General features: G+C 39.7%; 25 protein-coding genes and 1 pseudogene. 19 read left to right on the plus strand and 7 right to left on the minus strand.

Annotation, left to right across the window (positions count from 1 at the left end):
* The 3 genes from ACTF5Q_RS11545 to ACTF5Q_RS11555 all read right to left on the minus strand — a co-directional run.
* The coding region (locus ACTF5Q_RS11545; protein WP_438954752.1) for an FKBP-type peptidyl-prolyl cis-trans isomerase at positions 1-312 on the minus strand (312 nt) is incomplete at its 3' end.
* A complete protein-coding gene (locus ACTF5Q_RS11550; RefSeq protein ID WP_438954753.1) occupies positions 296-814 on the minus strand; it encodes a hypothetical protein in 519 nt (172 codons plus the stop codon). The genes ACTF5Q_RS11545 and ACTF5Q_RS11550, both read right to left, overlap by 17 nt.
* Before the next feature lie 80 nt (positions 815-894).
* Entirely contained in the window at positions 895-1,368 is a 474-nt protein-coding gene (locus tag ACTF5Q_RS11555; RefSeq protein ID WP_438954754.1) for a tetratricopeptide repeat protein, read from the minus strand.
* Between the two features lie 236 nt (positions 1,369-1,604).
* Between ACTF5Q_RS11555 and ACTF5Q_RS11560 the strand changes: the two genes are divergently transcribed.
* Positions 1,605-3,116, plus strand: coding sequence for a sulfatase family protein (locus ACTF5Q_RS11560; RefSeq protein WP_438954755.1), 1,512 nt, complete (start codon positions 1,605-1,607; stop codon positions 3,114-3,116).
* Between the two features lie 55 nt (positions 3,117-3,171).
* Here ACTF5Q_RS11560 and ACTF5Q_RS11565 read toward each other — a convergent pair whose 3' ends face one another.
* Positions 3,172-4,086: a DMT family transporter gene (locus ACTF5Q_RS11565; RefSeq protein ID WP_438954756.1), complete on the minus strand. Its 915-nt coding sequence runs from the start codon at positions 4,084-4,086 to the stop codon at positions 3,172-3,174.
* 167 nt (positions 4,087-4,253) lie between these two features.
* On the opposite strand from ACTF5Q_RS11565, the gene ACTF5Q_RS11570 reads away from it, so the two are divergent.
* A complete protein-coding gene (locus ACTF5Q_RS11570; protein ID WP_438954757.1) occupies positions 4,254-4,625 on the plus strand; it encodes a DUF1330 domain-containing protein in 372 nt (123 codons plus the stop codon).
* Positions 4,626-4,703: 78 nt separating this feature from the next.
* Here ACTF5Q_RS11570 and sbmA read toward each other — a convergent pair whose 3' ends face one another.
* Positions 4,704-5,951: a peptide antibiotic transporter SbmA gene (gene sbmA / locus ACTF5Q_RS11575; protein ID WP_438954758.1), complete on the minus strand. Its 1,248-nt coding sequence runs from the start codon at positions 5,949-5,951 to the stop codon at positions 4,704-4,706.
* Between the two features lie 131 nt (positions 5,952-6,082).
* Here sbmA and ACTF5Q_RS11580 point away from each other — a divergent pair, with 131 nt between their 5' ends.
* From ACTF5Q_RS11580 to ACTF5Q_RS11610, 7 genes are all read left to right on the plus strand, one after another.
* Positions 6,083-6,496: a hypothetical protein gene (locus tag ACTF5Q_RS11580; RefSeq protein WP_438954759.1), complete on the plus strand. Its 414-nt coding sequence runs from the start codon at positions 6,083-6,085 to the stop codon at positions 6,494-6,496.
* 37 nt (positions 6,497-6,533) lie between these two features.
* The gene (locus ACTF5Q_RS11585) at positions 6,534-6,956 is read left to right on the plus strand and encodes a BLUF domain-containing protein (protein WP_438954760.1); all 423 of its coding nucleotides are present in this window, start codon (positions 6,534-6,536) and stop codon (positions 6,954-6,956) included.
* Between the two features lie 112 nt (positions 6,957-7,068).
* Complete coding sequence (locus ACTF5Q_RS11590) at positions 7,069-7,398, plus strand: nuclear transport factor 2 family protein (protein ID WP_154033106.1); 330 nt, start codon at positions 7,069-7,071, stop codon at positions 7,396-7,398.
* 42 nt (positions 7,399-7,440) lie between these two features.
* Positions 7,441-7,815, plus strand: a complete 375-nt coding sequence (locus ACTF5Q_RS11595; protein ID WP_438954761.1) for a hypothetical protein — start codon at positions 7,441-7,443, stop codon at positions 7,813-7,815.
* Positions 7,816-7,821: 6 nt separating this feature from the next.
* The gene (locus tag ACTF5Q_RS11600; protein WP_438954762.1) at positions 7,822-8,739 is read left to right on the plus strand and encodes an AEC family transporter; all 918 of its coding nucleotides are present in this window, start codon (positions 7,822-7,824) and stop codon (positions 8,737-8,739) included.
* Between the two features lie 130 nt (positions 8,740-8,869).
* Positions 8,870-9,679, plus strand: a complete 810-nt coding sequence (locus tag ACTF5Q_RS11605; protein WP_438954763.1) for a GAF domain-containing protein — start codon at positions 8,870-8,872, stop codon at positions 9,677-9,679.
* On the plus strand, positions 9,680-10,000 hold the full coding sequence (locus ACTF5Q_RS11610) for a hypothetical protein (protein ID WP_153692901.1): 321 nt from the start codon (positions 9,680-9,682) through the stop codon (positions 9,998-10,000).
* Positions 10,001-10,034: 34 nt separating this feature from the next.
* Here the strand turns inward: ACTF5Q_RS11610 and ACTF5Q_RS11615 are convergent, their stop codons facing one another.
* Positions 10,035-10,268 carry a DUF1127 domain-containing protein gene (locus ACTF5Q_RS11615; RefSeq protein ID WP_438954764.1) on the minus strand — a complete coding sequence of 78 codons (234 nt, stop codon included), beginning with the start codon at positions 10,266-10,268 and terminating at the stop codon, positions 10,035-10,037.
* A 198-nt stretch (positions 10,269-10,466) separates the two neighbouring features.
* Here ACTF5Q_RS11615 and ACTF5Q_RS11620 point away from each other — a divergent pair, with 198 nt between their 5' ends.
* The 8 genes from ACTF5Q_RS11620 to ACTF5Q_RS11655 all read left to right on the plus strand — a co-directional run bounded on the left by ACTF5Q_RS11620 (position 10,467) and on the right by ACTF5Q_RS11655 (position 19,514).
* A complete protein-coding gene (locus tag ACTF5Q_RS11620) occupies positions 10,467-11,516 on the plus strand; it encodes an ABC transporter substrate-binding protein (protein ID WP_438954765.1) in 1,050 nt (349 codons plus the stop codon).
* Positions 11,517-11,587: 71 nt separating this feature from the next.
* The gene (locus ACTF5Q_RS11625) at positions 11,588-12,667 is read left to right on the plus strand and encodes an ABC transporter ATP-binding protein (protein ID WP_438954766.1); all 1,080 of its coding nucleotides are present in this window, start codon (positions 11,588-11,590) and stop codon (positions 12,665-12,667) included.
* 4 nt (positions 12,668-12,671) lie between these two features.
* The gene (locus tag ACTF5Q_RS11630) at positions 12,672-13,556 is read left to right on the plus strand and encodes an ABC transporter permease (RefSeq protein WP_154033506.1); all 885 of its coding nucleotides are present in this window, start codon (positions 12,672-12,674) and stop codon (positions 13,554-13,556) included.
* The gene (locus ACTF5Q_RS11635; RefSeq protein WP_438954767.1) at positions 13,556-14,404 is read left to right on the plus strand and encodes an ABC transporter permease; all 849 of its coding nucleotides are present in this window, start codon (positions 13,556-13,558) and stop codon (positions 14,402-14,404) included. The genes ACTF5Q_RS11630 and ACTF5Q_RS11635 overlap by 1 nt, the downstream gene beginning before the upstream one ends.
* A gap of 24 nt (positions 14,405-14,428) precedes the next feature.
* Positions 14,429-16,042, plus strand: a complete 1,614-nt coding sequence (locus ACTF5Q_RS11640; RefSeq protein ID WP_438954768.1) for a GMC family oxidoreductase — start codon at positions 14,429-14,431, stop codon at positions 16,040-16,042.
* 15 nt (positions 16,043-16,057) lie between these two features.
* Entirely contained in the window at positions 16,058-17,161 is a 1,104-nt protein-coding gene (locus ACTF5Q_RS11645) for a mandelate racemase/muconate lactonizing enzyme family protein (RefSeq protein ID WP_438954769.1), read from the plus strand.
* 82 nt (positions 17,162-17,243) lie between these two features.
* Entirely contained in the window at positions 17,244-18,563 is a 1,320-nt protein-coding gene (locus tag ACTF5Q_RS11650) for an NAD(P)/FAD-dependent oxidoreductase (RefSeq protein ID WP_438954770.1), read from the plus strand.
* 27 nt (positions 18,564-18,590) lie between these two features.
* Positions 18,591-19,514, plus strand: a complete 924-nt coding sequence (locus tag ACTF5Q_RS11655) for an adenylate/guanylate cyclase domain-containing protein (protein WP_438954771.1) — start codon at positions 18,591-18,593, stop codon at positions 19,512-19,514.
* 24 nt (positions 19,515-19,538) lie between these two features.
* On the opposite strand, the gene ACTF5Q_RS11660 is transcribed toward ACTF5Q_RS11655, so the two are convergent.
* On the minus strand, positions 19,539-20,555 hold the full coding sequence (locus ACTF5Q_RS11660) for a LacI family DNA-binding transcriptional regulator (RefSeq protein ID WP_438954772.1): 1,017 nt from the start codon (positions 20,553-20,555) through the stop codon (positions 19,539-19,541).
* A gap of 193 nt (positions 20,556-20,748) precedes the next feature.
* Here ACTF5Q_RS11660 and ACTF5Q_RS11665 point away from each other — a divergent pair, with 193 nt between their 5' ends.
* Positions 20,749-22,098, plus strand: coding sequence for an ABC transporter substrate-binding protein (locus ACTF5Q_RS11665; RefSeq protein ID WP_438954773.1), 1,350 nt, complete (start codon positions 20,749-20,751; stop codon positions 22,096-22,098).
* A gap of 99 nt (positions 22,099-22,197) precedes the next feature.
* Positions 22,198-22,493: pseudogene (locus ACTF5Q_RS11670) on the plus strand (sugar ABC transporter permease); the annotation flags it as partial.

Consider the following 22,493-nt stretch of genomic DNA (forward strand, 5'->3'; position numbering starts at 1 on the left):
TGGTGGTATATTAAGGGTTCGGATCTCCCCAATTTGCATTCCCAGAACACCTTGCTCCCATCCCTGAATAACTTGACCAGCACCTAGGGTGAATGAAAACGGCTCACCTCGTTCACGCGAACTATCAAAAACCGAACCATCTTCCAATTTCCCAGTATAATGAAGGGTCGCCCTTTGACCTGACTTTGCCTGTTCACCTGTTCCCGCTGCAATGATCTCAAATGTTAGTTCGGATGAACTTTGAGCAACCGAAAATGAAAAAAAACCTACAGTACCTAATGACAACAGTATTACGTTAATTAATTTCTTCATTGAATTTATTTTCCCATAAAATTGATTTTTCAGTGTCATATAAGTCAGATCCAACTTCACTATATAATAGAGCGAGACCACGTGCAGACCATGTCACTCCCTCACGATAAGACTCTAAAAAAAGTGTTTCAGCTCGCGAAACGTTTTTTTCTACACCATCCCCAAGGAAATGTGCCGTTGCAAGTCCAAAAGATGCTGCAGGATAACCTAGATCATGCGCCACGAGTAAATCTTTCAAGGCGGCGACGGCGTTTCCAGCGCGAAAATAACCCCTAGCACGCTGAAGTGTGAATCGAGCCTTTTCCGTTTTTTCCTGGCTGGTAACTATGGCCTCTGAACAAGCGGCAATTACCTTTTCTGCATTAAGATCTTCAAACTTTATGGCCATCGAAACTGAAAGCGGATCAGCTTCTAGCGCCGCCAAGTGATCACACTCGGACCCAGCATAACTTATCGAAGCAAGAGTCATGAACAACAGTGAACTAATTACCCGTAAAAGCATTTAACTGCAGCCGTAGCCTGATAAAGTCATCTTAACCTTATTAAATGTAGGATTCGATGTTACAGAACACATATGTGGTCTTAATTTTTTAGAGCTAGTTCAATAGCTTCTTCGAGTTGCTTTTCTTCATTACATGGAAGCCAGCAAATCCGTTGAATTTTTTCAAGGTTTTGCTTAGCGTCTGCAACTTTGCCTAGCTGAAGAAACAACTCCCCTTGATATTCAAGAGCACCAACGTGCTTTGGATTAATCTCTAGAGCCCTCAAGTAGTAACTTTTAGCAGTTTCTAAATCACCACTTTTACGGGCAGTAAAGCCTAGCAAATTAAACCTGTCAGCTTGCTTTGTTGGAACATTTAGAAGTTTTAGGGCGTTATGAGCCTCGGTAAATTTTTTAAGATCAATCAACTTATAAACATTTGCAAAAGGATCTGCTTTTTTATCCTTACCACTGGATGATCCCGACGACGATGTATCGCTACTCCCGTAACCAGCTGAAAAGAGAGGCTGCGCCAAAAATAATGTAGTAAAAATTAATACGAAAAGTTTTTTCATGTGCTTTCTCCTTGCCAAATTTAATTAGTGCAAATTTTTTTCAAAGAAAGCTCCAGTTTGCCGCAGTTAATAGATCAGTAATTTCGAACTTAACTCAAAAACAGGATAACCACCGGTATTTTGTAAATTAAGTATTGCAATCACAAAATTAGAAAGAAAAGATAAAATGGTTCATCAAAGCTTGGCGGACCATTTGTGGTTAGTGTAGATGAACGGAATAAGGAAGCGGTTTAACTTTGACAAAAAAGCCAAACATACTTTTCATAATGGCCGATGATCATGCAGCCAAGGCTATTAGTAGCTATGGTGGCGGGTTAAATGATACTCCTAATATAGACAGAATTGCCCATGAAGGCGTAAGATTTGACCATTGTTATGTTACAAATTCAATTTGTACACCCAGCCGTGCCGCGATCTTAACCGGAACATATAATCATGTGAATTGTGTTAAAACACTCGATACACATATGGATAATGACTTACCGCACGTTGCAAAACATTTACAAACTGGCGGATATCAGACCGCAATTGTTGGTAAATGGCACCTCGGCGAAGGTAAATCGCATGAACCAAAGGGTTTCAACTTTTGGTCAGTTTTGCCAGGTCAGGGTGAGTATTTTGACCCGTTTATGATTGAGATGGGCAAGGAGAGAGAAGAGTTTGGTTATGTTACAGACATAATTACGTCCAAATGTATAAATTGGTTAAATTCTAGAGATGGGAGCAAACCCTTTTTTCTGATGTGCCACCACAAGGCACCTCATAGAGAATGGGAACCCCACCCTAAAAACCGAAATTTATATGGCGAGGATATAAAAGTACCAGAAACCTTTTATGACAATTACAAGAATCGTGCAAAAGCCGCGGCAGAAGCCAAAATGCGCATTAAAGATGACATGAAATATGCTGATTTGGGCCTTGCTCAACCAGAAGGTGGTTCAGAAGTCGGTGAACGGGTTCGACCCGAGATGTCTCATAGGAAAATACCAAACCCCGATGATGTCTCAAAATTACGATTAATAGATAAGGACAGTGGAGAAGTTTTTACTTTTAAAAGTAAAGAGGAACTGGGCCAGTTCAAATATCAAAGATACATAAAACGGTATTTACGGACAATTGCATCAATAGATGAAAGTGTTGGCGTTTTGCTAGACTATCTGGATGATAATGAACTTAAAGAAAATACTCTGGTTATCTATACGTCAGATCAAGGTTTTTTCCTCGGTGAGCATGGATGGTTCGATAAAAGATTCATGTACGAAGAGTCTTTACAGATGCCCTTTCTTGCTCGTTTTCCGAAAAAAATTGCCAGTGCGCAGATTAATAAGAATTTAGCCTGTAATGTTGATTTTGCCCCCACTTTTCTTGATGCTGCTCAACTCGAAATTCCGACTTACATGCAAGGTCACAGTTTAATGCCCATTATGAATGGAAAGGCTCCAAAAAGTTGGCAGGCAGTAGTATATCACAGATATTGGATGCACCGGGATCCTGACCATAACGCATATTCTCATTATGGCATTAGAGACCAAAGGTACAAACTAATCTACTGGTATAACGAGGGATATGACTTACCAGGGACAAATCATGGAGGAGAGGACAGAGAGTGGGAACTATTCGACTGCAAAGAAGACCCATTAGAGTTGTTTAACGTATATTCAGATCCAAAGTATCAAGATATTGTTCAAAATATGAAGGGAATGCTTACAAGAAAGATGGCTGAAATAGGCGACGAACCGGAGCATTAATAAAAAACACATTCAATTCTACACGCAGTATAATCAAAAAAGTTTTCTTCTAAACTTATCTTATTAGGCTACGTTCCCTAATTGCAATCAATACACCGGCGCTGATAACCATCGTTAACCCGATGAGACCCTCAGTATTGGGAAGATATTGCCAAACGATGTAATCAATTAATATGGCAAAAACTAAGTAGGTGTACTCAAATGGTGCAACAAAACTACTATCAGCTATTTGGTACGCTTTTATTGAGGAGGTCATCGCTAAAATATGTGTCAGAGATGTAATCCCAATCATAACTAGTATGACTGAAGTAAGCTGTACCCAACCTGACATAACAAAGGGATTTGCAACTTTAAGTTCTACTGAAAAGGGTAACACTGGGATAAATGTTACCATAAAAGCACCGACTAATGCATAAAATGCATTATGAATTATTGTAAGCGATAAGGAAGGATAATCTGCACAAAACCCTCTCGTTATTACCACAGCAAGCGCATAAGAGGCACCCGCCAGCACAGGTAGAAACAAGACAGCCTGCATATTTGAAGTGCCAGGCTGAATAATATAAAGCACGCCCAAAAAACCGATAAATATGGAGGATATTCTCCAGAAACCAATTTTTTCCCTGAGTATTACAGCGGCAAAAAAGCAGGTAAAAATTGGAGCAGTAAAGAAGCAGGAAGCAGCTTGAGCAAGGGCGGCAAATGGAAGTGATGCGTAGAAAAAAGAATATGCACAACTCATTAAAAATGCCCGAATAATCGGCCACTTCCATCCTTTTGGTTTTATAATATCTGAACGCTTTTTTAGTACCGCCCAGGTTACCAGAATTAAAACTACAAGGATCGCTCTTAAAAACATCAATTGCCACATTGAGCCAATCTCACTTAAGAGTTTCACCACCATATCTTGGATTGCGAAACCAAGCGTCGAGAGAATGGCCAAGCCTATCGCCAAATTTTTAGTTTGCATATCAAATCCAATGATTTTGGTTCATTCAGTCTACTTAAGATAAAAGTTAATTTTGAGTTGAGCTGTGTAGAATGCGACATGCAATAAGATTTTTCTATAAATTAGGTGTGGGATTTAATATGGTTGCTCATATCGTACCAAATTAATTTCAATGTTTGATTAATGTAATGTCATCGAAAGCGAGAAGATTAACTTCTGAGATAAATTTAGAGCGTCTTGCAGAAATCTATCGAGGATTAGGAGAAACGACTTTGCCAAAAGGATACTGGATTGCACACGTGGATGTTAAAGACTCAAAAGGATATGAGGATTATAGAAACGCAATCGCAGCACCATTATCAAAATTTGGCGCCAAATTTTTAATTCGGGGAGGTTCTCAAGAGGTTCCTGAAGGGTCCTGTAAAGCAAGAACTGTTTTAATAGAATTTCCTAATTTAACGGCTGCGAAATTATGTTATGAGAGCCACGAATATCAAGAAGCAAAAACCATACGAAATAAATATTCTGTGGCAGACGTTATAATTGTGGAAGGCTACTAAGTATCAAATTACCAAAGTGTTAAAGAAATATTAAAATTACTAAAAAACTTCAAAAATCAATGATTAGCCTTCCCGCAACTAGGTCTCTTTTAAACCAGATTCTATAAACTCTTGATCGATTTGCGGTAATGGTTGATCGCGAATTGAAGCCTCAAAAGCTTGAAGTCTTTTGTAAATTGAGATCAGTTCAATAATCGTTGTCCATGAAGAAACAAGAAATTGAAAAGAAGAAGCAACTTGCCCAAAAGCTCTCAAAATTTGGTTCATTATTCCAAGAGTTATACGCCCTGAAACTATTGTAGGTATCAAAAAGATGTAAACAATCACATTATCTGCTTGCAAGTATAGATATCTAAATAGGTTAAAATAAGTGTAATGCAGATAAATTCTGAAATAATTTCTCCTTACATTCGAAAACAGCTCTTTTAACGTAACAGGCTGAGCACTGTCTTCATTTTCTTCACCTAAAACTAGTTCCTTACGAAACGCCGCCTCAACTCTCTGATTTTTAAATTCAAGACCAGGCAGTTTTATACCAGCAACCAAAAGCAAAACGGTACCAAAAATTGACCAAACAATTGATAGGGTAACGAGCGGGTATGGGATCGCACCGATGATTGGCAATGTTTCTACATGAATAGAAAGGGCGGCCAAAACTGGCAGAAAAGCAATAAGGGTCATTATAGAGTCCACGAAAGCGACACCAAGACCCTCCATAATTGCAGCGAACCTCATTGTGTCTTCTTGGATTCTCTGAGATGCACCCTCAATGTGCCTTACTTGCTTCCATCTGGCTGTGTAGAAATCATTCATAGCGGTTCTCCACCTAAAAATAAAATGTGCGGTAAAGAACCTATTACCAATGATGAATGCGATATAAGGAAACGCGATTGTGCAGAAAACAGCTAAATGCCCGTAAAGCTGACCGGCGGTCACCTCACCACCGCCCCCTAAGGCTTTTTGTATATCGTCATAAAATGGCCCATACCACGCGTTTATAACTACCGATACCTGAACCGATGCATAAGAAAGGAAAATCAAAAGAGCGGAACCTAAGATGGCCCAGTCCTGCCATTCATGGGGACTGTGGTAACGCCAAAAACCGTAAAATGCCAACAATCCAATGAGAAAATAAGTATCAAACCACAAGAATTGTGGTGTTATAAAATGCCCTAAACCAATTACAGGGGCAGTGTCCTCTAAATTAAAACCTAAAGCACTTCCTACGTATTCCCCAGAAGTGTACCAAAATATTATTAATAGGGCGACCCACCCAAATAACGACATAAAGAAAAGTTTCGGTTTTGGAAAAAAGGACTCAAACATAGCTCGCTACCACCTTGTGCACATTATCTTCATTTACGTATTTAGTTAAAAAATTTTTAAAAGCCACTTTTGTTTAGAATTTTAAGTGTAAAGAACTAGTTTCTTTTAAAGATAAAATGAAGAGGTTGCAAATGTCAGACTGGCTATATCAGGTAAGGATTAGGGTTTCAGAAAGGTTGTCTGAAAGTTTAAGAAGTGGAAATCATTCAGATTTAGCAAATAATTTAGATGAAATATCCAACGACCATGGAATGTCTCTAGTATGTACCTATGATGCGTTTAAAGGGTACTGTGATGAAGCTGAAGAAAACGGCATCGAGGACTATGCTTTGTACGACTGGACTAAAGCCACAATCGAAAATCCGGAAAAAAAAGCAAAACATCTAAAGTCGTTTGCTTTTTACAGAGGTTTCGAGCAAATATACGAGAAAGAGTTGGCACTGTCGTTGGAAAAAAAGCTACTGAATTTAGGGCTAAGTGAAGACCTACTCGAAGTAAAGGTTATAGACTCTAATCCAGCTAACAATCCCCAGCCACCAAAGTAGGTGACTTTGCCACCAATTGATTACGATTGGATAAAGTTTGAACGGACAAGTTAAATATTTACTGAAGCATTTAATCTACTCTTCCCGACCATTTGGTTTCGATCAAAATATTCTAAATGGTATAATGATTAGTTCTGTTAATAATAATCAAAGAGATCAAATAACAGGCGCTCTGATATGTCGATCAGATTTATATCTACAGTACCTTGAGGGACCCACTGAGAGTATTGATGAAACGTTTAATAAGATTAAACATGACGATCGTCATGTTGAGGTTAAAATCTTGAAAGAAGGGGTACATGCTAAAAGACTTTTCCCAAAATGGGCGATGCGTGACGATCCAGTCCGTAGCTGGATGTTGAGCCGAGAGGAAGTCGATTCTGGCGCATTAAATAGAATTAGTTCTTCTGACGCCCTGAACATCTTTAAAAGACATTCAAAAATATTGTTAACTAGATAGTTAAGCAGTACAATTTATGTACTTGTAGATCTTTGCTATTAAAGCCTAATAAACTCACAGTTTTTTTACAAAAATTTGAGAAATCCTCACTGCCTTAAACTTGGAGAAACCAATGTCAATCTATGAAAAACTCAATACTGCAATGGATAATAACGATGTAAATGCTTATGCGGAGTTATTACATGATGATTTTAAATTCGTCCGACATGCTACAAATTCTGAAATGACAAAAAGCGATTGGGTGAACGTGATTAGTGGAATGATGGAAAGCGGAAAAGTAACAAGAACGAATTCCCGATGTATCTATGAAAATGACGACATTTTAATCTCCCACTCATTTGTAAGCTTTCCTGACGGAACAAGTGAAGCAGTCTTGGTGTGCTTTACTCTAAGTGATGGCAAAATTATTCGAAGCGAAACTGGGGCCACCCCAATAAATTAGATCATTAGTTATTAAAATTTTAATGATTACAGGAATATTTTAATGACAAATAAGTTTGCGAGCGCAACAGATCGTGATAGGCGAGCAAGTAATGCTTATACCCGAGGCAGGGATCTTTATTGGACAATAAGTATTGGGATGATATCCAATTTAGTAACTTTGGTTATAATCTCCTCAATAGATGATACCCCTGCCCTCGCAATTTCTGCGGTACTAATTGCTACGTTGGTTTTCGTGCTCGTAAGCAGTTTTGATTGTATGGATGATTTAAAAGCTATTGCTTCGGATATGGATGATGAAGAGGCTTCAACCGAATTAGGCGCAAAATTACTTGGGTCTCCTTGGTATTTATTCAAAGGTCTGTTGGTGATAAGTTTTGGAGCTATGGCTGTAACTCAGCTGCTGGAAATCTGGTAAAATTATTTGTTGGGTCATTTAAGTACTGCTGTCTTTCCAATATTTGCAATAGGTGCATTGGGCTTTTTGCTTGGCAAAATGCGCACTTTTGACGTCGCTGCAGCTTTTGCAATAAATAAGTTTGTCATGCTTGTTTGCATGCCAGCATTATGCATCGAATTTTTAGCTTTAGCTCCAATTAGGCATTTTGATTTTTTGCTTTTATTTGGATACTTTTTATCCGAAATTATACTCTTTTTGATCGGGGTGTTTATTTCAAAATATATTTTTAGATTGTCGAATACTGAAGCAATATTAATTGGCCTGGCACTAGCACTCACAAATCATGTTTTATTTGTTTTACCCATCGCCGATGAAATATTTGAAGCATCAAATACACTCACTATAGTTTCTATAATAACTATGGATGGACTCCTTATTTTTAGCCTGACATTGATTGCGATGGATATTTTATCCAATTCCAAACGTCCATTTTTTGTGACAATCAAGGCAATAATTACGAATCCGCCTCTAATTGGTATTTTAATTGGCCTAGTTATAAGTCTAACCAATCTGAAACTACCAAGCGGCTTTTTATTCTTTTTGGAAAAAATGGGTGGAACTGCCACCCCTGCTCTCTTATTTTCATTGGGCATTATGCTTAGTTATCAAGATAAAATAGCTCCGACAAAACTCATTGTTTCGATGACCACTATAAAGTTGATTTTACATCCAATTTTAGCGTGGTTTCTCATTGCCTTTCTTTTTGGTGGTTCGTATCCAGCAAATCACTTAACAGCATTGATGGTTGCGGCAGCTCCGAGCGGAGTAATGGCGTATATGCTTGCAATGAATTATAATGTTACCGTCGATAGAATTTCGCCAATCATACTATATACCTCAATTGGTTCCTTGATTACTGTTTCTTTAGCTGCAACAATGTGACCATATGGATAAATATCAGATGGTAAAAAAATTTTAATCAAAGACAATACTATAAATTTATAAATCAATAATTTCTTTTAATTTTAATGATGATTAGCATCCGCATAATTGATCAAAAGGAGAGGCCACAATGTCTACCGCATTAGCACCAAGACCCCAAAATGAGGAAAGACGAGTAGTCGCAGTCAAACGCACTGGAATTATTGACGGTAAACAAGCTGATAATTTCTCTATATTTTGCGAGATGGCAAAAGAACTTACAGGATTTGATTACGTCTCGTTTAGTCTTTTTGACGAGAACTATCAGTGCGGAATAGCTAGTACAGATGGGGTGAGTGGCGATAAAAGTGAGCGTCACGAATACAACATTTGCTCATATGTCCTCTTGAGCTCTGAGCCCACACTGATACCCGATCTGACAAAACATGAAAAATGGAAATCTCACCCATCTCTACAAAATGAGGATAGATGGCTCGGATACGCTGGCTTTCCAGTCATAAATAAAGACAATTATGCTCTTGGTACTTTTTGTTTATTAAACAGACAACCATTAGCACTAAACGATAAGCAGATCACGCTCGTTAAAGGCATGTGTGAAAGAATAGCTCACCAGATCGATACTCAAACTGAGCAAAAAGAAATTACTGCAGAGACTGTTCAAACGGCATTGAAATCTTTTAGGACTGCGACAAACTCAGCAGATACTTCAGACCTTAATGATTTTTTATCTCTTTGCTCAGGAAAACCCATCTCAGAGCTTTCTTTCTCAAAATTAGTTGATTTGGATTTAGCTAAATATGAAAACAGTGAAATGGTTTTGAGCGAGGCTGGAAAATCTCTTCAAAGGAAAATGAAACTTCAGCCCAAAGTAATGAAAAAATCTATAATCAAAACCCAGAACAAGCCCACGTTTCTTGATGAACTATTGGGAGAATTGTAAATGTTTGCGAGAATTTTTGAGTACAAATTTACAAATCTCGATCAAGCAAAGATAGCCGCAAACCATTGCTCGATGGAGTTGGGTGATAAAATTGATAAATTTAACATCCAATCTTTAAGTATCACAATTGGCAAATGTGCAAGTCTCTCTATCGTCGCTAAGTTTGAAAACAATTCCGATTTACAGCAATTCGAAAAATATGCTTCAAACTTGATCGACCAACTTAGAAAGACTTTTACCTTCCGCGAGGGTGGTTTCCCGGGCGTTATGATTTTCAACTACGAAGGCGAAGCCGCATTAGAGGCCATAGATCTGAGCTAACTACCGCATTGTCCTAGATATGATACTTAGTGGGCTATACTGCACCAAGTAAATTTGGGTTAACAACACATTTTATGTTTTTTGAAATTGGTTGATCTTTAACATTTGCTTCAATGTCAGCTTTCACACTTTCAACTACGCCATCAACAAATGTTGACCGAGATAATCCCATATCGTTCAGATCGCGGTCCGAAAGATAACGTAACGTCTTTCTTGCTGCACTTGCAGCCTGTGCCAACATTATTGTTTTTAATATTTTTTTAAACATAGTTCATTCTCCGTAACTATAAGTTGTAGTTAATTGTTTATATTTATTTTTCATCAGGTAAATTTGCAAAGCCGCTATGCAGTAACTGCATTCTCAATGATGCTGTGCTGCAGCATAATTTTACAAAATCAATTATTGATTACTATCCCATTGTTGTTAGACTAAACGAATTAACAGTAAAATTGGGAGGAAAATTTAATGATGAAAGGTTTGCGATCGGTCGGCTTAATAGCTGCCACGGGACTTGCTTTATCAAGCACTACTGCTTTCGCTGAGGAACTACGTATTGTGTCCTGGGGAGGGGCTTACCAAAAAGGTCAATCCATAGGCATCTTTCAGCCAGCAGCAAAGGCTATGGGTATAACAGTTAAAGAAGATACTTATGGTGGTATATCAGATGTAAAACTTATGGTAAAATCCGGAGCGGACAAATTTGATATCTTTTCTAGTGGCGCTGGAAGCTGCGCATCAGGGGCAGCGGAAGGAGTGCTTGAAAAGCTTGACTACTCAATTATCGACGTTAGCGATCACTTGCCTGGCATGTACAGTGACTATTGCGCTGGTGCAGACATCTTTTCAGTTGTTGCTGCATGGAATACAGAGACTTACGGTGACAATGGGCCTAGAACATGGGCTGATTTCTACGACGTAGAAAAATTTCCTGGCACACGAGCAATGCGTAATAAAGTAGATGCACAGCTTGAAACTGCGCTTTTAGCAGACGGCGTTCCAATGGATCAAATCTATGAAGTCCTAAATAGTGAAGCCGGGATCGAACGTGCTTTGGATAAAATTAGAACGATTAAACCACATATTGCGGTTTGGTGGTCTTCTGGCGCGCAGCATGCGCAGCTGATGAAGGACGGCGAAGTTGATATGACTACAGGCTGGAATGGCCGCTTTGATGTCGCTAAAGACGATGGAGCGAAAGTTGCATATGATTGGCGAACAGGGATTATGGATTGGGAAGGTTATGGAATTCCAAAAGGAGCCAAAAATAAAGACTTAGCCATGAAGTATATTGCCGAAATGATGAAGCCAGAATATATGGCAGAGTTCGCAAAATACATCACTTATGGCCCAACTAATGGTAAGGTTTACGAACTTGGCCTTATGGAAGATTCACGGGCCAAAATGATGCCTAGTCATCCTGACAATGCAAAACATCAATTAACTTTGTCTACAGAATGGTATTCTAAGTGGCGCACTATTGCTGCCGAAATGTATACCGAAATGATGACAGAGTAAGTTTACGACTAAGCAATAGGGCCTGAACGTTTAAACGTTCAGGCCCCCATTCATTAAAATATCAGGTTAATATGGAAAACTCCTCACTCAACATTTCTATCAAAAATGTGACAAAGAAATATGACGAATTCTACGCATTAAAAGATATCAGCCTTGATATAACCTCAGGTGAGTTTATGACACTGCTTGGCCCATCGGGATCAGGGAAAACAACCTTACTGATGGTTTTAGCGGGTTTTACTAATCCCGACTATGGCAGTGTAAAGTTTGGCGAGGAAGAGGTAATTTTAAAACCCCCTCATCTTAGAGGCATCGGAATGGTTTTTCAAAATTATGCTCTGTTTCCACATATGACCGTAGAACAAAATGTCGGCTATCCACAGAAACTCCGTGGTGTCAGTAAGGCGGAGACTTCAAGAACAGTTGATCAGGCCTTGGAAACAGTGAAGCTTGGAGGATTGGGGCATAGAAGAGTAGATGAGCTATCTGGCGGGCAAAGGCAGCGGGTAGCCCTTGCAAGGGCCATTGTATTCAAACCTAAAATTCTTCTGATGGATGAACCTCTTTCAGCCCTTGACAAAAAACTCAGGGAAGAAATGCAAATTGAACTCCGTCAACTTCATGACACCCTAAATATGACCACGGTATACGTAACCCACGACCAAAAAGAAGCACTGACTATGTCGGACAGGATTACAGTGATAAACGGTGGAGAGCTGATGCAATTAGGAACACCTAACGAAATTTATGAGCACCCAGAAAACGGATTTATTGCTGATTTTATTGGGGAATCGACACTTCTTCCCGTTCAAGTAAAAAATTCAAAAGCAACAATTGGAAAAACAGAAATAAACGTGGCTCAGCCATTGGACAAAGATGGAAACTTTTCATTAGTGGTCAGGCCAGAAAAAGTTTTTCTGGCGCCATCGAAAAAAAAGAAAGACGAAAACTACTTTAATGGTACGTTGCTTGATTCAATCTTTCAGGGAGAAAGTCAGCTGCTTGTTATTGAATTAGAATCTGCAGGTGGAGAGGCGCAGGAACTTAGAGTACGAATTCCAAATCAAAGCGTTACAGATAAAGCCCTCCCCGCTATAGGCGAAAAGGTCACGATCGCTCTCAAAGTTGCTGACAGCTATGTGGTTAGTTGAATAAATGAGTTTGACCACGAATAATATCAATCAAAATGAGCTGCGGAAACTCGCTGCAAGAGAGGGCTACACCTTTTTTGGACTAACCGTCCCCTATCTGATAATGGTAACAGCTCTAATTGCTATACCGGTAGGATGGTTATTTTACCTATCTTTCATTGGACGCGATGGAACTTTTTCGTTCGAAAATTATGAGCGAATGTGGAAAAGCAAAGCTTATATTAAAATATTTATAACAACTTTTAAAATTAGTATTCTTACCACAATTATTTGTGCTGCTATTGGTTACCCCCTCGCATATTTCATGTCGCAGTTATCCAGAAAGTGGGCAAATATATGTATGATTGGTGTACTGATTCCTTTTTGGACGAGTCTTCTGGTAAGAACTTATGCTTGGTTGGTTCTTCTTCAAAAGAAAGGATTATTGAATAATATAGCCATTGATATGGGCCTCATATCTGAGCCTATTAAGTTCGTTCATAATACAACGGGTACACTCATCGGAATGGTGCACATAATGCTACCATTTCTTATCCTGCCGCTTTATGCAAACATGCGCGCAATAGATAAAGACTGTATGAAAGCTGCGTCAAGCTTAGGAGCAACGCCGTCTCGAGCTTTTTGGACAGTCTTTTTGCCTTTGTCACTTCCAGGTCTGCTCGCCGGATTACTGATCGTGTTTGTTTTGTGTCTTGGCTTCTATGTCACCCCAGCAATTCTTGGTGGAGGAAAAGTGATAATGGCGGCGATGAAAATCTCTAGTAACATTGAGCTTTATTTCAGTTGGGGCGCGGCAAGTGCCTTAGGTGTAGTATTACTAGTAGTAACGGGAATAATTCTATTTATAGCATCCAAACTAGTATCAATTGATCAATTAGGAAGTCGATAATGGCTAATAGCTTTCTAAATAGAAATGTCTCAGAAACCCAAATCCGCCTAAAGGACCGGCTTTGGTTGTATGTTATATCTTTTATTGTCTTATTCTTGCTTATCGTTCCATCATTAGTTGTTATTCCTATGTCTTTTTCAGCAAGCCAATATTTGGAATTTCCTCCAAAAGAATGGTCTTTTAGATGGTATGAAAATTACTTTTTCTCATGGAAAGTTGAAAATGGGTTCAACGACTGGATGTCAGCAACTTGGACATCCGTTAAGGTTGCAATACTAACAATAATTGTCGCAACCCCAATAGGAACAATGGCGGCTTATGGTCTAGTTAACGGTAGTTCTCGATTGAGCAAGATTCTTTTCCCAATCTTTATATCCCCAATGATGGTCCCAATCATACTTGTGGCAATTGGCCTATTTTACTTCTTTGTACAGTTTAAACTTGTAGGAAGTGTTTTCGGTTTAGTTTTAGGTCATTCACTCGTAGCGATGCCATTAGTTCTAATAATTGTATTCTCTGCGCTAAAAAATTACGATATGAACCAAGAAAAAGTTGCCCGTTCACTAGGTGCGACCAGATTTCGAGCTTTTAGAGAAATCACTTTGCCACAAATAAAGTTTTCAATTGTTTCCGCATCACTTATTGCATTTCTAACATCATTTGATGAGATAATTATCTCACTTTTTGTAGCAGGTGGAGATAACTCCACAATTACTAGAAGTATGTTTCTAGCGCTGAGGGATCAGATTGATCCCACGATTGCGGCTATTTCAACTATATTAATTATTGTTTCATCCGGCCTTTTAATCTTAGTACAGTTATTAGGAAATAAGGATAAATCCACTTGATCATCATAGTTGGAAAATCTTTAGATGAGCAGTTATGACTACGTAATTATTGGCGCGGGATCCTCAGGTTCAGCACTTGCGGGTCGCTTGGCGACTAATAAAAATAGTAAGATACTTCTGCTAGAAGCCGGACCAAAAGATTATAACCCTTACATTAAATTACCGATCGGATACGGTAAGCTATTCTACGATCAATCCGTTAATTGGAAATATTACACGGAACCAGAAGAAAACCTTCATGGAAAGAAAATGTATTGGCCCAGAGGAAAGGTCCTGGGCGGGTCAAGCTCAATAAATGCAATGGTCTTCTCTCGAGGAAGTAGGAATGACTTCGATGAGTGGGGCGCGCATGCTAGTGGCTGGTCCTGGCAAGACATAGAGCCATTTTTCCGGAAAATGGAAACTTGGAACGGTAAAAGCGATCAAAGTCGTGGTCAGAGTGGGCCAGTAAGAGTTACAGATGTTTCAACACAAGCGCATCCTTTAACAGATTGCTTTTTGGAGGCAACTGAGCAAATAGGAATAAGCAAAAACCCTGACTACAATACCGGAAATATCGAAGGTTCATTTGTGTATCAAACAAATACGCACAAGGGACTGAGATCATCCGCCTCGAATGCTTATCTGTCGCCAATTAAGAGACGAAAGAATCTTTTTATAATAACAAGAGCTCTCGTCAAAAAAATTCTTTTCGAAGGAGCAAGGGCCATTGGAGTTGAATATTCACATAAAGGTAGCCCAAAAGTAGCACATGCGACTAAAGAAATAATATTATCAGCGGGGGCGCTCGGTTCACCTCAACTTTTGCAGATTTCGGGGATTGGTCCTGCTGAAAAACTCAAAGACCTCAATATAAAAGTTCTCAGTGACTTACCGGATGTAGGCTTACATTTAAAGGATCATATCGGACTCGATCATACACTTCTAACAAACCAACCATCTCTAAATCAGTTACTGCGCCCACTTTCTGGAAAAATCAAGGTTGCATTACAGTATCTATTCTTCCGTAACGGGCCGTTGTCGATGAGCCTCAACCAAGGAGGAGGCTTTGTAAAATCTGATCCAACTCTTAATGTGCCGGATCTACAATTATATTTTTCTCCCTTAAGTTATTCGACCGCACCCTATGGAAGGCGACCTCTGATGATGCCTGACCCATATCCCGCAGTTAGATTGGGGTTTAGTCTATGCAAGCCAACTAGCGAGGGAAGCATATCGATACAATCTGCAGACACTTCCGTGCCACCTAAATTTTTTGGAAACTATCTCTCCACTCGATATGATCAAAAAACTATGATTTCTGGAATGAAGTTAATGCGCAAGCTCTCCGCAACAGAAGCCTTAAAAGAAATAATTCACACAGAAATGAGCCAAGTAAAAGATGTCAAGAGTGATGCGGAGCTCTTAGAATATGCACGGCTCCATGGCGAAACAGTTTTTCATCAGTGCGGCACATGCAGAATGGGCGATAATCCTGCAAATTCAGTCGTTGATGGAAAACTAAAAGTTAGAGGTGTCTATGGCTTACGCGTTGCTGATGCTTCTATTTTTCCTACTATTCCATCAGGCAATATCAACGCACCGTCAATTATGGTAGGAGAAAAAGCAGCAGAACTGATTCTTCAAGAAAATAAATAATATGAGGAATATCACTTGTTTAAGATAACAAAAATTGAAAGCTTTTGTAATGAGTATATAGGGTTCGTTCGGCTAACTAATGAAGATGGTGCTCAAGGATGGGGACAAGTTTCTACCTATAACTCCGATATAACATGTCAGATCCTGCATCGACAGGTAGCTCCTTGGACCTTGGGTGAAAAAACAGAAGATTTAGATGATCTATTAGATTTAGTGACAGAACGTGAACACAAATTTCCTGGATCATATTTGAGACGTGCTATAGGTGGCTTTGATACCGCTATCTGGGACATGAAAGGAAAGGTCACTGGCCAGCCCGTTGTAAAACTACTCGGAGGGACTCCTGGGTCACTAAGAGCTTACGCCTCATCTATGAAACGAGACATCACGCCAAAAGATGAGGCATACCGTCTTTGTAAATTGAGAGATGAATTTGGCTTCGACGCCTTCAAAGTTCGAGCAGGGGCTGAAGTGGGACGGAACAAGGATGAATGGCCGGGTCGCACTGAGGAAATAATTCCGACCATAAGTACAGAGCTAGGTGATCGAGTTGACCTTCTAATTGATGCAAATAGCTGTTACACAGTTGATCGGGCGATTGAAATTGGTAAGCTATTACAAGACAATGGATTTTCCCATTTTGAAGAACCTTGCCCTTACTGGGAGCTCGAGCAAACTAAGGCGGTGACCGATGCTCTGGAGATCGATGTCACCGGCGGCGAGCAAGACTGCGATATACCAACTTGGCGTAGAATGATTGAAATGGGCGCTGTAAATATTGCACAACCAGATATTTTATATCTTGGAGGCATCAATCGAACCCTGCGTGTTGTGGATTTAGCAAAATCGGCCGGTATTCCGATAACCCCTCACTGCGCAAATCTTTCCCTCGTGACACTTTTTACAATGCATTTACTAAAGGCAATCCCAAATGCTGGAAAATATTTGGAGTTCTCTATTGAAGGCGCAGATTACTACCCATGGCAACAAGACTTATTTCTTGAGGACCCCTACTCTGTTGACGATGGTAAGGTAACTATTTCTGATATACCGGGTTGGGGAATAGAAATAAGGTCAGATTGGCTTGAAAACTCAACTTACCAATGCAGCGAACTTTAAGTTGTTAGGAACACCAAAACTCATTGTATTAATTTTTTAGGGATATAAGTTCATACCAACAGACATAAAATGGAATTGTGCTATGTGGGCTGAAAATTGGCAAAATCAATCATACTGGTTAGATGGGCTCGAAGCCACTGAAGAATCTTTTGAAACGAACGCAACAAATGTTGATGTACTGATCATCGGATCAGGATACACAGGTATACATGCATCAATCCAAATAGCAAGGGCTGGTCGAGACGTTCTTGTTATTGACTCAGGAGAACCAGGCTATGGTTGCAGTACCAGAAATGGAGGGCAAATCAGCACTAGCGTGAAGCCATCTCAAGGAAAATTAGAAGCAAAGTATGGACAAGATCGGGCTCGTGCGATCAGACATGAAGGTGAAAATGCGCTTGAATGGATTGAAGAATTTATCAAAACAGAGGGAATAGATTGCTATTTTAAAAGATGTGGTCGATTTCATGCTGCCCATTCACAGGAGCAGTTCGATATTCTTGTAAAAGATGCTCAAAAGTTATCAAAGCAAGAGGGTATCCCAGTTGAGATAGTTTCCAAGCAAGATCAGAGAAAAGAACTTGGTACTGATTTATATAACGGTGGAGTTATTTTCCCCCGACATGCCTCCGTAGATCCAGCAAAATATCACCGTGGGTTATTAAATTTGGCCATTAAGGCAGGAACCAAGATAGCTGGCAACTGCCATGCTGAAAAAATTAATAAAGTCCTGACTGGCTTTGAAGTGCTTACATCAAAAGGTAAAATTTCGTGCAAGCAATTGGTAATTGCAACTAATGGATACACTAGCAAACTGACACCATGGCTGCAGCGGCGCGTTATACCAATAGGCAGCTACATTATTGCGACTGAGCCTCTCGATAAGAAACTAATGGATCAACTCTTTCCTACTGACCGCATTGTAAGTGATACATGCAAAGTGGTTTACTATTACAGACCTTCACCAGATCGCACCAGAGTACTTTTTGGAGGGAGGGTATCTGCAAAAGAAACCAACCCAAGCGTGAGTGGACCAAAACTTCACTATGATATGTGCCGCATATTCCCAGAATTGAGTAAAACAAAAATATCACATTCTTGGTTTGGAACAGTCGCCTATACATTTGACGAACTAGCTCATACCGGATGCCATGATGGAATGTTCTACTCAATGGGATACTGCGGTTCAGGCGTTTCCATGGCAAGCTATTTGGGAATGCGACTTGGACAGAAGGTTATTGGCGCAAAAGAGGGGGTAACTCCGTTTGACGATTTGCCTTTTCCTACTCGACCGTTTTATGGTGGAAACCCATGGTTTTTACCGGCTGTCGTTTCTTGGTATCGCTGGCGAGACAAAGCGCATATGGCGAAACATTCAAATCTGGAAGTTGTTAACACCTAAATTTTTTCTTTAGTTTGGATAAGAATATTGATTAACGATGAAGAACTAAAATTACTTAAGAAAGAAAACAGCAAGTTAAAGCTGGAAGCCCGCTTAAGAAAGTCTTTATCTGTTGAGCTTGAGCGTCAAAAGGGTATTGTTCAAGCGGCCAAAGAGGAAGCAGAAAAACAGCAGCAACTACTTCAAAAAGCATCCGACAGGCTATCAAAATATTTATCGCCACAAATCTGTGAGCAAATTTTCTCTGATGTAGAATTTGATACTGGAACTGGTCGAAAAAAGTTAACTATATTTTTTTCTGATATAGTTAACTTTACGTCCATCACTGAGAGTATGGAGGCAGAAGAATTAAGTGGATTTTTAAATTTTTATCTAACCAACATGTGTGAAATTGCACTTAAATACGGTGGTACAATAGATAAATTTATTGGTGACTCTGTAATGATTTTTTTCGGCGATCCACAATCTAAAGGGCCAGAGCAAGATGCCTTAGCATGTTGTAATATGGGACTTGAAATGCTGGCTTTTGTGGAGAAAAATGAGGAATTATTCAAAGAACAATTTAACTTTCCAGAAAAATTAGAAATTCGAATTGGTGTGCATAGTGGCGTATGTAGTGTCGGTAACTTTGGGAGTGATCAAAGACTAGATTACACTGTCATTGGCCGAGCAGTAAATGTAGCAGCACGACTTGAACAAGCTGCCCCTAAGAATTCGATGCTTTTTTCTAATTCGACCAAATCACTTCTCGCGGACACTTTCCAAGTAAGTGACTCGATTGAGGTGAAAGCGAAAGGAATTGATCGGCCAATAATTGGATATATTTTGACCAATCAAATTTCAAAAAGAAGCCTAGTTACTGTAAAAGAAGAGGGAATTTCGTTGAAATTTGATCCAAGTATTGTCGATAAAAAAGAAGTGGATAAATTTCTGTCAAAGATAAAGCAATGACTTTAACTTCAATGTATCAATGCATTAATTTTTCTTTATTAGTGGGCCTGTAGTCAGCCGTTTCACAAGACTTGCATCAGTAAGCACTTTGCAAATTGGGGTTTCAGGGTTCTCAATTCTATCCATTATAGTTTTCGCAAGGAGTTGACCTAGCTTATAGGGCTGAGATTGAATGGTGGTTAAGCTTGGCGTCGCAAAAGAAGCATCCGCAACATCATCAAAGCCTATTATCGAAATTTCTCGTCCTGGAACAATGTCTCGTTCTTGTAAGGCATAACATCCCCCTAAAGCTACCATATCACCATTACAAATAACACCAGACACATCGGGATGACGTGTTAGTAAGCGCACCATCGCTTCTTTACCTGACCTTTTATTCTCATCCGAGTCTATTGTAGCACTCCAAGCTATGTCATTTGCCTCAAGCGACATATTATAACCCGCTATTCTTTCCTCACGCACTTGGGAGTTTTGTCTGCCCCCAAGAAATGCAATCTTTTTATGCCCATAATCTACTAAGTACTGGGTTGCGTTTCTTACTGCCTCCAAATTACGAATACCAATATGATCAAAATTGGCATGGTTAACCTCTCGCAAGAATGTAATAGTAGGAATTTTGTATGCTTTCACCATATCTATAGTGTCCATTGGTGTATCATAGGCAGGAACCCAAATTAAACCACCCCGAGAACTTCTAATAAACGCTTCAAGATTACGCTGCTGCCGGGTCACTTCATCGCGTGAGTCCAAAACTGACAGTAAATAATTATTGAGATCCAATAAATCACTTAACCCACTTATTACCTCTGCATTAAATGGATTAGCTATCTGATGGATGATCATGCCGATCTCTCTATTTTCTCCAGACCTCATCGCGGCAGCACGGCCGTCTGGAACATAGTGTAAGGTTTTTGCAGCTTCCAAAACTTTTTTACGGGTATTTTCTGAAATACGCCCTGTTCCACGCATTACCTGACTAGCGGTTGGAACAGATACCTCAGCGAGTTTTGCAACGGATTTTAAGTTAGGTTTATTTTTCATTATATACGTCTTTAATGCGAGATCGTTATATCTAAAATATTAAATTATGCAAATTTATATTATGTAAAAATCTCTAATATATTAATTTTAATAAACTTTTTATATTTGACTTATGATATAACGTTATATCATACTTAAGTATTATTACGGGACTAAAAATATATATTTTAGTAGTAAGTATTGGGAGGAATTTATGAAATTACAAAAAAAAATAACTGGCGCAATTTCGTTAATTGCGATGATTGCTTCAACCACCACAGTGATTGGTCAAGAAATTAAGGTGTGGACAACTGAAACTCAGCCAGCCCGATTGGAAAGACAAGCAAAAATGGCGGCAGAATATGAATCTTCAACCGGTGTGAAAGTTGAAATGATCCCGGTAGAGGAAAGCGAAATGGGAACGCGAGCCACTGCTGCATTCGCTGCAGGCGATCTTCCTGACGTCATTTATTACGGGTTACAATACGCATTACCGTGGACTGAAGCAGGAATACTAGATCCAGAAGCAGCTCAGGAAGTTGTAGATGCGCTTGGCTCTGATACGTTTGCACCAGGTCCTATTCAAATGGCCGCCACTCCAAACGGCGTGGCAGGTGTACCAGTTGATGGCTGGACCCAAATGGTCGTTTACCGTAAAGACCTTTTTGAAGCGAACGGGCTTGAAGCTCCTTCAAGCTACGAAAATGTGACTACGGCACTTTCAAAACTGCACAATCCTCCAAGTATGTACGGATTTGTTGCAGCCACCAAAGTTGATGAAAACTTTATGAGCCAGGTTTTAGAACATGTCCTTCTGGCAAATGGGGCAACGCCTGTAAACAATTCTGGATTTTCAGGTTTTGATGAAAGCAAAACAATCGAAGCATTAGAATTCTATAAGGCGATAGCAGATGCATCTCCTGAAGGTGAACTATTTTGGCAGCAATCTCGCGAACTTTACTTTGCAGGGAAGGCAGCAATGATTATTTGGTCTCCATTTATTATGGACGAGTTGGCAGGATTAAGAGATTCTGCTCCTCCCACTATTAATTCTGACCCAACGAGCCGTGAACTAGCAAGCGCCACTGGCTTCGTAACAAACTTCTCTGGACCATCTAACCCAGCTGGTGCAGCATGGGCCGACTCAAGATATTTTGGGATAACTGTCGATGCCGACACTGAGGCAGCACAGGATTTTGTAAAATTTGCTGTCGGCGATGGTTATTTAGACACTCTAGCTATTGCGCCAGAAGGAAAGTTTCCAAGCAGAAACGGAAGTTCTAGTAACCCAACTGAATATATTGATGGGTGGGCTAAACTAGACGTTGGAGTTGATCGCAGAGCTCCATTATCTGACTTGTATCCTGCCGATGTGATATCTAGTATAGTAGAAGGCTTAGATGTAGCACAAAGATGGGGTGTCACAGAAGGCCAACTGGGACTAGCATCCAAAATTATTAACAGCCAAGTGATAAACCGCGTTGTTAGGGAGTTTATTGATGGTGATATAGCAGCAGACGCAGCTGTAGCAAAGATGAACTCCGAATTATCTAAAATAAATTAGGTATACTAATATTGGAACTTCCTCTTGGAAGGCGGTAATTTATCTTGCCGCCTTCCTAAAAATAAAGCACTTATCCACTAAATTAATTTGGAGCGCACAATGCAAAAAGTGCCACCATCAGGGCTGGGGCCCTTGGGAAAGCGCGAGGAAAGATTCGCATGGAGTATGCTACTCCCAACAATCTTTTTAGTCTCATTAATAATTATATTACCACTGTGTGCAATTTTCTGGATTAGCTTCAAACCAATTTCGTTAGCAGATTTACGCCCACCGACAGTTTTGATTAAAGAGCAGTTAAAGGGTCCGATCAATTCAGCAGGTGATGCGGCAAAAATCCGCTACAGAATTAGGAATTCCAGTCAAACCAAACCACTGAATGATGTAACAATTTCAGA

This window comes from Candidatus Salinivivens marinus, assembly GCF_965655845.1.
In the GTDB taxonomy this organism is placed as follows: domain Bacteria; phylum Pseudomonadota; class Alphaproteobacteria; order Rhodobacterales; family Rhodobacteraceae; genus Salinivivens; species Salinivivens marinus.